Source organism: Acinetobacter sp. CY05 (assembly GCF_059515805.1).
Genome location: NZ_JCAKMW010000039.1, coordinates 1 through 11,750, shown reverse-complemented (window position 1 = coordinate 11,750; position 11,750 = coordinate 1). Strand labels below are relative to the sequence as shown.

General features: G+C 37.0%; 11 protein-coding genes. 8 read left to right on the top strand and 3 right to left on the bottom strand.

What is annotated here, in order from left to right:
* Positions 1–107 precede the first annotated feature (107 nt).
* On the top strand, positions 108–1,433 hold the full coding sequence (locus AC5YCD_RS15230; RefSeq protein WP_180185633.1) for an ISNCY family transposase: 1,326 nt from the start codon (positions 108–110) through the stop codon (positions 1,431–1,433).
* Positions 1,434–2,229: 796 nt separating this feature from the next.
* Here the strand turns inward: AC5YCD_RS15230 and AC5YCD_RS15225 are convergent.
* A complete protein-coding gene (locus AC5YCD_RS15225) occupies positions 2,230–3,171 on the bottom strand; it encodes an ankyrin repeat domain-containing protein (RefSeq protein WP_496130829.1) in 942 nt (313 codons plus the stop codon).
* A gap of 167 nt (positions 3,172–3,338) precedes the next feature.
* Here AC5YCD_RS15225 and AC5YCD_RS15220 point away from each other — a divergent pair, with 167 nt between their 5' ends.
* Both AC5YCD_RS15220 and AC5YCD_RS15215 read left to right on the top strand, forming a co-directional pair.
* On the top strand, positions 3,339–3,635 hold the full coding sequence (locus tag AC5YCD_RS15220; protein WP_005175534.1) for a type II toxin-antitoxin system RelE/ParE family toxin: 297 nt from the start codon (positions 3,339–3,341) through the stop codon (positions 3,633–3,635).
* 1 nt (position 3,636) lies between these two features.
* A complete protein-coding gene (locus AC5YCD_RS15215) occupies positions 3,637–3,927 on the top strand; it encodes an addiction module antidote protein (protein WP_004969304.1) in 291 nt (96 codons plus the stop codon).
* 50 nt (positions 3,928–3,977) lie between these two features.
* Here AC5YCD_RS15215 and AC5YCD_RS15210 read toward each other — a convergent pair whose 3' ends face one another.
* Positions 3,978–4,223 (bottom strand): hypothetical protein, encoded by a 246-nt coding sequence (locus tag AC5YCD_RS15210; protein ID WP_496130828.1) that lies wholly within the window; start codon positions 4,221–4,223, stop codon positions 3,978–3,980.
* Positions 4,224–4,841: 618 nt separating this feature from the next.
* Positions 4,842–6,305 (bottom strand): MobA/MobL family protein, encoded by a 1,464-nt coding sequence (locus AC5YCD_RS15205; RefSeq protein WP_496130827.1) that lies wholly within the window; start codon positions 6,303–6,305, stop codon positions 4,842–4,844.
* A 240-nt stretch (positions 6,306–6,545) separates the two neighbouring features.
* Between AC5YCD_RS15205 and AC5YCD_RS15200 the strand changes: the two genes are divergently transcribed.
* The 5 genes from AC5YCD_RS15200 to AC5YCD_RS15180 all read left to right on the top strand — a co-directional run bounded on the left by AC5YCD_RS15200 (position 6,546) and on the right by AC5YCD_RS15180 (position 11,701).
* Entirely contained in the window at positions 6,546–7,247 is a 702-nt protein-coding gene (locus tag AC5YCD_RS15200; RefSeq protein ID WP_496130826.1) for a hypothetical protein, read from the top strand.
* A gap of 523 nt (positions 7,248–7,770) precedes the next feature.
* Positions 7,771–8,712, top strand: a complete 942-nt coding sequence (gene repM, locus AC5YCD_RS15195) for a replication initiation protein RepM (protein ID WP_122902471.1) — start codon at positions 7,771–7,773, stop codon at positions 8,710–8,712.
* Positions 8,713–9,032: 320 nt separating this feature from the next.
* Complete coding sequence (locus AC5YCD_RS15190; protein ID WP_122902470.1) at positions 9,033–9,554, top strand: hypothetical protein; 522 nt, start codon at positions 9,033–9,035, stop codon at positions 9,552–9,554.
* A 156-nt stretch (positions 9,555–9,710) separates the two neighbouring features.
* Positions 9,711–10,220, top strand: a complete 510-nt coding sequence (locus AC5YCD_RS15185) for a hypothetical protein (RefSeq protein ID WP_122902469.1) — start codon at positions 9,711–9,713, stop codon at positions 10,218–10,220.
* Positions 10,221–10,375: 155 nt separating this feature from the next.
* The gene (locus AC5YCD_RS15180) at positions 10,376–11,701 is read left to right on the top strand and encodes an ISNCY family transposase (protein WP_180185633.1); all 1,326 of its coding nucleotides are present in this window, start codon (positions 10,376–10,378) and stop codon (positions 11,699–11,701) included.
* Positions 11,702–11,750 lie beyond the last annotated feature (49 nt).

Sequence of the window (11,750 nt, the reverse complement as noted above, 5' to 3'; positions counted from 1 at the left end):
TGTAACTCCAAAATAGAAATGTCCGGTTTCTCCAAAGTAAAAATGTCCGCTTTTAGAATATGCGCTTTTGCGATTATCGAAGCGGACGGTTTGATATGTTGGTGTCTATGTCGGATAAAGAACTTAAACGATTGTCGGTCTTGCAGGAAATCTGCGATCAACGCATAACTCAATCCCAGGCTGCTCAGCTACTTCATATCTCAGAACGTCAGATCAGACGCTTACTGCAGAAATACAAAGCTCAAGGTCCAGCTGCATTAGCCCATGCCGGTCGTGGCCAAACCAGCAATTCCAAACTTCCTGAAGAACTCAGACTCAAGTGCCTCAATATTGTTTCTGACCAACTCCATGGTTTCGGACCCACTTTAGCGCATGAAAAGCTCACCACCGTACATGGATTCGATCTTTCAGTAGAAACCCTGCGTTCTTGGATGATTGCAGCCGACTTGTGGATTCCTCGCGCCAAGCGCCTGAAACGCCCATATCAGCCTCGATATAACCGGGATTGCTATGGTGAACTGATCCAGATTGATGGCTCTCACCATGACTGGTTCGAAGGGCGTGCTGCTAAATGCTGTCTGCTGGTGTTTATTGATGATGCCACAGGCAAATTACAGCATTTACGCTTCTGTGAGTCAGAATCAACCTTTGACTATATGATTTCGACACGTTTGTATGTTGAACAGCACGGTAAGCCCTTAGCATTTTACAGCGACAAACATTCAGTCTTTAGGGTAAATCAAAGCAGCAAGAAAGACACCAAGATTACCCAATTTGGGCGAGTACTCAGTACGCTCAATATCGATATCATCTTCGCCAATTCACCACAGGCCAAAGGACGTGTAGAACGAGCCAATAGAACGCTTCAGGATCGTCTGATTAAGGAGATGCGCTTAGAAGCTATCAGTTCGATTGCAGATGCCAATGCCTGGCTGCCCTGCTTTATTGAGCAATTTAATCGTAAATTTGCCAAGATGGCCTTTAATCCTAAGGATCTCCACCGGACTGTCACTGAAACAGCTGAAGAATTAGATGATATTTTTACTTGGCGTGAACCCCGCAGAGTCACCAATAGCCTGACCATTACTTATGATAAATGTGTATATATTCTGGAGAATATCCAAGAAAATCAGAAGCTGATCGGTAAATATCTTGAGTTTCTAGAATATCCGGATGGTACTGTAGCGATCATGCATGAAGGACGGAAGATCAATTACAGCATCTTCGATAAATTAAGTCAGCTTAACCAGCGAGAGATTGTTGAGAATAAACGTTTAAGTTCTGTATTGCTGCATATTCAACAACAGCATGAAGAACTGGAACAGCAAAACAAACGTAATCGTTCTCAAAAGATGCCAAGCAGACGTGCACAGAAAACAGCAATTCAACAACGAAATCTGAATCCTGTGCTTGACTTGGAAATGTCCATATAGGACATTTCTATTTGGTTATTAGGTAGGACATTTCTACTTGGGAATAACAGCACAAATTGAAACATATAAAAATCAAAAACTTATGATATAAATTATTTGCTCGATGATGTTCAAAAGCCGACTTGGAAACAAGTCGGCTTTTTTATGAGCAAAGTTGTAACTTTTTGGCACTAAAATTGATTATTTTTTTAGTCATTTTTAATTTTTTTTGAATTTTATCAAATGTCTTCAACCTGAAATTATCCACAAAAAATGTGGATGAAAATCGATCTATGTAAACTGATGCATACAGCTAAAAACGTCCTTTGCCGCTATCCGGACGATGCCGATTTTCATATGATGAAGATATTACGGAAAAGCCCAACAGGATGTTGGGCTTTTTTATTGTAGAAATTTATTGTTTTTCCAGTATCGCAGTACATTTTTTATATAGAATTGAATCAGTTAACTATTTGCTCATAAAAATGAAATCTAAAAGCTTCCAATATTTCTTAAAATTTTATATCACTTTATTTTCTATATTAGTTCTAGTCTCTATTGCCTTATCAGTGAGTCATCTAATGAATCGTGAATTTGATCAGATGCTTAGCGTAATGAAGAACTGTTCTACATTCATCATAGCTTTATTATTTGGCTTATATTACGAAAAAATTGAGCATTGGCTAGGTCTACATTGGAATAAAAAGAAAAGCTAGATGAGCAAATTTCGTATAAGAGATTTTATGTTAATCAGATGATCAAAAGGCCCGTGAATAGGGCCTTTCGTATAACGTGTATTATGTTAATTTTAGGAAAACTAATTAAAAGCTTCTAAATAGTCTATTAATTCAGTTTTCCCTTGTTTCTGTGCTCTTTCAAAAGCTGTTTCCTTGTATTTATTTTTATGTCTCATATCTATCCCATATTCAGCTAAGAACTGCAATCCGTATAAATTATTATAATCTACGAAAACATGTGGCATTTGGAAAACTGGATCTTTACCTAATGGGTCACAACCTAAATTTATCAGTAATTTATAAATTTCAGCGTTCTGATTAAGTCCCGCAATAGCTAAGCCTTTTTGTGTCACTGTCTTAATAAAATACTCTTTAAAATGATCGAAAAAATAAAAAACCATTTCATCTGAATATCTAAATGCCAATTCAAGTGGTGTATATACAAATGATTTTTTCTTTGGGTCTGCACCGAGCTCTAATAGTTTCTTTGCTAATTTAATATTATTCGATTCAATGCTTAATCCTAAAGGTGTTCCTACACTTTTAAGATTTCTATTTAACTCACTTTTATTTATTTTTTTTGAGAGTAAAAAATCTATCTGATCTACTAAATTAAGATAGCAAGCATATACTAGGGTCTGCTTTATTTTTTCTTCTTGAAGGCTTGTCTGTAATTGAATTTTTTTTTCTTCATCAGATGGAGTCACATCATAAGTTTGATATAAGATCAATTCCATTGCATCATCCCAAAATAATTCAGGATTGTAATCAGTATGATGTATTACTTTTTTATCAATAGAATAATAGCTATAAATTCCATTATCTAATTCTGAACTATCCATAAGGTCATGTATTTCTTGAAATATATCTTCAGTATTTCCTAGATTTCTGAATCCTATCTCATCTGTTTCATAAATAGTTGCATACCTTAAGTGAATGGTTTTATTCATCACAAAGAAGAAATCTTGAGTAAGCTTTAAGCTATCTACTTTTCTTAAAATTGTATCTATTGTTGGATTCATAAGTTGAATTAAATATCATAAATTTTGTTTTAGTATAAAAGAAAATTACTCGAATATTGATGCCATTTAACATAATGGCGATTATACGAAGTTAATGGATTTCCATATAGATTACTTGCATATTGTAATCGATCGAATACAATATAGTGAGAAGATAAGGAATCCTCATGATTGAAATTAAACGTCTGCCAGAATTTGATGAATGGTTAGATGGCATTAAAGACAATATGACCCGTATTCGCCTGAATCGTAGATTGGATAAGGTTCAACGTGGAAATTGGGGAGACATTAAGCCTCTTCAAGATGGCGTTTGGGAAATGAGAGAGTTCTTCGGTGCTGGATGGAGAATGTATTACATCCAACATGGTGACGTAGTGATTGTAATGCTTGGTGGAGGAGATAAATCCACTCAACAACAAGATATCGATCGTGCAGTCAAATTATCGAAAACATTGGAGGATTAAAATGGTTAAAGTCGCTGATTTACCAAGTTTTGATATGGCTGAGTCGCTCAAAACTGAAGAAGACATTGTGATGTATCTTAATATGGTTCTTGAAGAGAATGATCCTGCTGAATTAGCCCATGCACTTGGCGTTATTGCTAAAGCTCGTGGCATGACTCAAATCGCTAAAGAAGCAGGGATTGGGCGTGAGGCACTCTATAAAGCCCTACGTCAGGACTCAGCACCACGTTTTGATACGATTAATCGTGTAGTAAATGCTTTAGGCTTAAAATTAACAGTACAACACGCTTAAAACTTTAAAAAATACAGTAAAAATGGGAGCTAAAGGCTCCCATTTTTAGATTAATATTTTCCTTCTGTATCTGTAAAAATAATTATCTTCCATTGAATTGAACTTAAGTTCGAACCGTGCTGATGATGATTCTGTGGTGGAAACTTATCACCTTTATTAGAAGTAATTTCTTTATTACAACCAGTACATTTATATATTCCTGAATGAGGAACTTGGTCGCTAGGGCCATATACTTTCGCCCATCCATCCCAGTTAGGAATATGTTTCAAAACATTAGAATTAGCATAAACTGCCATATTAAATTCCCTAAAATTTTCAAATAAGATATTAAATAAGATTCTTATAAAATAATTTATATTTCAATATGATAAATAAAACATGGCGACATCTTGTGTCGCCATTCATATATCTGTTAAAAAAACTTCGTAAGGCATAACTTATATTTTTATTATTTAACATAAAATCTCATATACGAAATTGGCTCTGTAAGCCTGAGCGTACACATCTTGGAGTAGATCGCCCCTATCTTAGAGCTAAGGACTCAACTATTCTGAGTACATCAGGAACAGGAAGTTCCAGAACAAAAAACAATAATGATAAGTTCTACAACATGGAAGATAGGTACGACAGGAGTTATACCTCACACAACCCCATATGAAAAAGGCCCAACAGGATGTTGGGCCTTTTTTTATCTCAATTTTAAGCAAAAAAAAGACCGGCCTAGAGGGGTAGTGGCCGGTCGCAAAATTTGACTTTGAATCAGGTGGCTGGATGGGTAGAAATCTAAGATCTCCTACCTGTCTGGCTTGCACTCAGAATATTCAAAACCTAAAAATATGTAAAACAGATTAATTTTATAAAAATGATCGTTTTTTAAGATGGTGGTAGGTGTTTAGCCAACTGATTGAAGCCTTTTACAAATCAAGAGAAGTATCTTGATCCGGTGTAGCTAAAGTGTCTTGCTGCCGATCGTCTAATCCATAGAACAACCGTGCTTGCCTCATGAGGCAATGCTCGATAGCTTCTTCTAAACACTGATCCAATCTATGGTAAGTCCCGGTCGTGACGTCCAGTTGCGCTTGTAAATGCTGCTGTACTTGATGCAGTTGGCTGAATTTCTCCATCCGATCAAAGGGTGCATCCTGTATAAACCTAATAAACGCCATCACTAAGGCGCTTAACGTCTCCTGATCTTCTACTGTCTTTTGCTGCACCATAACGTGTGCAATCTGCGTTCTATAGCGCAGTACATCACGAAAGGCATGATCACGATTGATTGTGCGTATCGTCACCACTTCTCGATCGGTCTTATAATCTTGAAACACTGGATGATTCGCCAATAATTCATCTCGAAGGCTGAAATGACTGGCTTCATCGTAAATCTCCTTGGACCAATTCAACCATTGTGCAGTAAACAAAGACACGTTTTCATAACTTTGGTGATCAACCCCTCGCATTGGATCCTGTTCGGGGATGTCTTGAGGATCAACGTGTACGAGCTTCGGCTTTTTGCGGCGCATATGGGCTTGGTAATACGCTGAATACATTTCTTCTAAATTAAAAGCACGATTGGCTTGAATGGTGGCTTTAAGTTCTTCAAGCGTTTTAAGTTTTTCAGGATCCTTGGTATAGCGCAGATAAGCCGGAATCATCGGCACTTCTTTAAGCGCTGTCCCATAGCGTTTGTTGTATTCCTCAGTGGAGAGACGAGAAACTAAACTGGGCACTTCAATCTTTTCCCCTTTGATTTCGACGATCTTGGTCGGTGCATATAGGCTGAGGATTTGATTGATCTGGCGTTCCACAATTTCTCGGAACACATTGACGTGATCACGGCCATAACCCAATACATCTGCGGTTAGCTTCCGTGTTCCACCACGTTCAGGCGCTTTGCGATTCCATTGCTTAAAAAACTGTTCTGCTGAGCGTTGAATGCCATCTAAACCCCGCTCCGAATACATGATATGCAAATGGGGTTGATCGATGTCACTCAGGGCTCCAGGATGGCGATGAATCGCAGCAGCGTAAGGGAATTGATGCGAATGACACAGTTCTTGAATCAAGGCCTGTGCCAATTCAATACGCTGTTCTGCTGAAATATGATTCGGTAAGGCAATTGCAAGGGTCGTTGCGACACGTCCTTTTTCTCGCTCATAGGTATCTGCAGCTTTCCAAAACTGTGATGGGTCGGCTTGGGCCCATTCCGGTAAATTGCCATGCTCGACAAACTCGATCACCTCGTCCGATTTATGCCGAGAGAATTGACCTGTGCGTGTCAAATAATGATACGCAGCTTTGGCTGAAGCGGACTTCAATGTCTTGCCTTTTTCAGTCACATAAGCTGATTTGGTCAGATGTTTAAGACCTGCAAAAAACATACATCGCCCCTGCTGCTTTTACCCCGTAGGGCGAGTGAGAGTGTGTTAAATTAATTCAAAGATTTAATTTAACACACGGAAACGAGATAAAAGATAATTCTTACATAAAGAATTATCTTTTAAGGCCACTTCACTGTAAAAAACCCGAAAATTTACTGCAAAAAATACGAAATCTTACTGTACTAACAGAGAATCGGAACGAAAAATCAATTACTTACAGAATGAGGAAAATTGCAAAAAATGACGACTAAGAAAGCATTAGTGTTGACCAATAATGACCTGAGAAATCTGTACCATGACGTACAAAAATTACCGTTCAAGCGGAAAAATGACCAAGCTTTTTTAGAGCTGTTTGAACATAAACAATGTCTGTCATTGTTCTCTGAAAAAGAGCTGCAGATCTTTAAAAAATGCCGTTATGAACGCAATGCTCATCAGCGAAAAATGCAGGCCTTAGACAAGATTCAACGTAAGACTCGGTGGTCAGCATTTGAAAGAGATATTTTGGAGTTGTCCCAAAAGTCAGACATCGATTCTTATTTTCTCATGTTGGATGCCTTACAAAGTTATGTACAAAAAGAAAAACAGCAGTTGGCCGAAGCAAAACTGAAAAACGAGAAAAAAAGACGTGAAGCACAGCCGAGTACACGCAAGCAGAATGATCGAGAAAAATATTATCTCGGTGCAGCAGTGCAAACTTTTTTTAAACATAACCCTCACATCAAACGAGGACCTGATGAGAATGGCTTGGATCAGCTGTTCAAACTTTTTCGCTTATGGGCGATCGCAGAGGGTTATTACAAAATCAGTGCAACAGATGTGACCGAAAGACATGGCGAGATCCTAGAATCTCATGAACATGTGTTAGACAAAATTCAACGTTTAGAACGTATCTTAAAAGGCTCTCCAAGGAACCCATTTAGTCAAAATCTAGAGAGTTAAATCAGGCTTCAATATTTTTTATGTAGGAATACCAAGAAATGGCCCTAAATTGCATTTAGAGCCATCTTTTATTCTTCCACGTAGGTAGCTTCGTTTTTTAAAGAAAATCGTCTTAAATCGTCTTAAATTGCATTTTAGAGGGTATTAAAGAGATAGTTTGAGTCTAAATTTAGTATTGTGATCTTAAATAAAACTCGTAAGAAAATAAGTTTTAGGTCAGGAATTTAAGTTTGTGTGAAAACAACTTTTTCTTTTTTTTTAACAAAAAATTAAGCGAAGCGGGCTTTTATATTCTTTTAAATACTTTTAAATGCTTTTCCGCCGGCTGAAAGCCTTGATATCAGAGCATTTCAGGCCTCATATAAGGACGTTTAGTTACCCATATAAGGACGTTTAGTTACCCATATAAGGACGTTTAGTTACCCATATAAGGACGTTTAGTTACCTTATACTGACAAATAATTATTTGTCTTTTTTATGACAGGTGATATGTTGTCGCTATAAATAATTCTGGCTATCAAAAATGCAAAAAGAACTAGTCGTTAAAACAAATCGTTTAAATCAAGCATTTCAAATGCTGAGCCTTGCTGAGTTACATATCGTTCAGCTCGCTATTGTGGATGCAAGGGAAACAGGTACAGGGTTAAGTACAGATATACCCCTGCGAATTGATGCTAAGCGTTATGCTGAGGTATTTACTACTAGCAGACAAAATGCTTATCAACGTATGAAAGAAGCCGAAGATACCTTATTTAATCGTAGATTCAGTTTCTATGACGAAGATGGAAAACTTGTTAAAAGTCGTTGGATTTCTCAGGTTAAATATTTAGATGACCAAGGGGCTATAGAAATAGTCTTCACACCTGCAGTAGTGCAAGGTATAAGCAGGATCGATGGTGTTAAGGAGTTCTTTACTCAATACTTACTAAGTCAAACAGCTCAGCTTAAGAGTGTTTATTCTGCAAGGCTTTATGAATTACTGATCCAATGGCGTTCTACTGGGAAAGTACCAATGGTTGATCTCACAACTTTTAGAGAACAATTAGGTATTGCTGACCATGAATACAAACTAATGAGTGACTTTAAAAAAAGAGTATTAGAATTAGCAGTCAAAGAAATTAATGAGAAAACAGATATTACTGTTCAATATGAGCAACATAAGGCAGGTAGAATAATCAAAGGTTTTTCATTTTTATTTAAGCAAAAGCAAAGGTCTCCTAAACAAAAATCAGAAAATGATTATTCTAAAGATCTCAATGTGGGAGATATATTCCATAAGCTCACCGAGAAGCAGCTAGACATGTTTAGTAGTAAATTAGCTGATCTCCCTGCTGTGCAGACTATGGCTCATGTGGGTGAGGATATGAAGCAATTTGTAGCGCGTTTACGCTCGATGTTGATGGATGCAGTGCAGCAAAAGATACTTTTGCCATACCTTAAGGAAGTAGGCTATACAGCAGCTTAAATATGAGGGATTGACTACTGGTTATGACAAGTCAAACATGTCTAGTGCAGTGATAAAAAAGTCTGCCAAAAGGACTTTTTGAGTCGTTTTTTTAACTAGTATATTCGAGCAAGATTGTTTAATTTTGATGAACAAAATCGTGGAACATCGCTTAAATATTGAGCGTGGAACGTGATAAATCATTAAAGAAGCCCAACTGCTGAGAATTGGGCTTTTTGTTTTTAGTTAAATTATTGAATTTTATAGAATAATAAAATCAATTTCGTATAACCTGTATTATGTTAATTTTAGGAAATCTTTAAAGTATTTAAATAAAAGATATGAACGTGATCTCAGCAATATTATTAAATGAACACCCTGTCAAAGGATGTATTCAGGATGGAAATGGAAACACTAAACCATTTCCTATTTTTGCTATTGATGGACTTCCATTAAATATATGGATAAGTAAAAACACTAGTTTTAAGGATGCAAATTCTTCCGTTCCAGCACATGGTTGGCTATATGACTTTGAAAATAGCGTTCCTTTGAGTAATGCATGGAAACTATTAAAACCTGAAACTTCTGAATATGGTGCAGTATCCACTGTCATACCAATTTTAATTTGTTCTGATGATTTAGATCTTGTCTGTAATGTAATTATGATTGAACAGATGGTGACTGAATCAGAAGTTCAATGGATTCGATTTGGGGTAGCATGGAACAATATGCATGACCTTGTAACATCAGTAGTTTGGGAACAACCTTTTTCATCTCCTGTTTTAACATTTAAATTAAGTGATTTTGAAGAAGCATACAATAATTTGAAAAGCTTAGATAAAGCTTGGAATGAGGATATTTAACTTAATGGCTGTTATACGAAATGGAAAAACCTAGACTGAAGTGTAGGTTTTAAATTTTAAAAAACACATAAAAATTAAGGCTATAGTCTCAATTCTTCAACTTCGTATAACGGGTATTATGTTAATTTTAGGGAATCTTAATTTTAAAAATTAATTATGTTCAAAGCTTTAATGCTAGTTGTCGCTTTAGTTTCAACTTCTATTAATAATTTATCACATGCAGAGACCAATACATTGAACGCAAATAAGGTATTAGAGCCATTTATATTTGAAATTGGTTCTAATTTTTCAGATATTCAAACTAACTTCAGCTTAGAACCAAAGAATTCAGGAGTAAATTTCATTAAAGAATCAAACTGGTACAGATTAAAAACACCAGTAGGATTTATTTCTCTTCAAGAGTGGCAAGGTAAACTTCATTCTATTGCTTATGAAATTGATATAGATGATGTAGAAGTAAAAAAGAAATTAAGTGATTATCTTTTTGAAAAACATAAAAATAATTTTGAGTGGATAGATCGAGTTGATAATGGATTTTATATTTCATATGAATCATCTAATGATTCTATCCAAGGAATCTATGGTTACTCATTAGGAACAACTATTTCTTTTACTAGTAATGAAATTAGACAGGCTGAAACAAAGATTCGATTTCCAAATCTTTAATTTATGAAATCAGTTATTTAACATAATGGAGGTTATACGAAATGCACATGTAACTCCAAAATAGAAATGTCCGGTTTCTCCAAAGTAAAAATGTCCGCTTTTAGAATATGCGCTTTTGCGATTATCGAAGCGGACGGTTTGATATGTTGGTGTCTATGTCGGATAAAGAACTTAAACGATTGTCGGTCTTGCAGGAAATCTGCGATCAACGCATAACTCAATCCCAGGCTGCTCAGCTACTTCATATCTCAGAACGTCAGATCAGACGCTTACTGCAGAAATACAAAGCTCAAGGTCCAGCTGCATTAGCCCATGCCGGTCGTGGCCAAACCAGCAATTCCAAACTTCCTGAAGAACTCAGACTCAAGTGCCTCAATATTGTTTCTGACCAACTCCATGGTTTCGGACCCACTTTAGCGCATGAAAAGCTCACCACCGTACATGGATTCGATCTTTCAGTAGAAACCCTGCGTTCTTGGATGATTGCAGCCGACTTGTGGATTCCTCGCGCCAAGCGCCTGAAACGCCCATATCAGCCTCGATATAACCGGGATTGCTATGGTGAACTGATCCAGATTGATGGCTCTCACCATGACTGGTTCGAAGGGCGTGCTGCTAAATGCTGTCTGCTGGTGTTTATTGATGATGCCACAGGCAAATTACAGCATTTACGCTTCTGTGAGTCAGAATCAACCTTTGACTATATGATTTCGACACGTTTGTATGTTGAACAGCACGGTAAGCCCTTAGCATTTTACAGCGACAAACATTCAGTCTTTAGGGTAAATCAAAGCAGCAAGAAAGACACCAAGATTACCCAATTTGGGCGAGTACTCAGTACGCTCAATATCGATATCATCTTCGCCAATTCACCACAGGCCAAAGGACGTGTAGAACGAGCCAATAGAACGCTTCAGGATCGTCTGATTAAGGAGATGCGCTTAGAAGCTATCAGTTCGATTGCAGATGCCAATGCCTGGCTGCCCTGCTTTATTGAGCAATTTAATCGTAAATTTGCCAAGATGGCCTTTAATCCTAAGGATCTCCACCGGACTGTCACTGAAACAGCTGAAGAATTAGATGATATTTTTACTTGGCGTGAACCCCGCAGAGTCACCAATAGCCTGACCATTACTTATGATAAATGTGTATATATTCTGGAGAATATCCAAGAAAATCAGAAGCTGATCGGTAAATATCTTGAGTTTCTAGAATATCCGGATGGTACTGTAGCGATCATGCATGAAGGACGGAAGATCAATTACAGCATCTTCGATAAATTAAGTCAGCTTAACCAGCGAGAGATTGTTGAGAATAAACGTTTAAGTTCTGTATTGCTGCATATTCAACAACAGCATGAAGAACTGGAACAGCAAAACAAACGTAATCGTTCTCAAAAGATGCCAAGCAGACGTGCACAGAAAACAGCAATTCAACAACGAAATCTGAATCCTGTGCTTGACTTGGAAATGTCCATATAGGACATTTCTATTTGGTTATTAGGTAGGACATTTCTACTTGGGAATAACA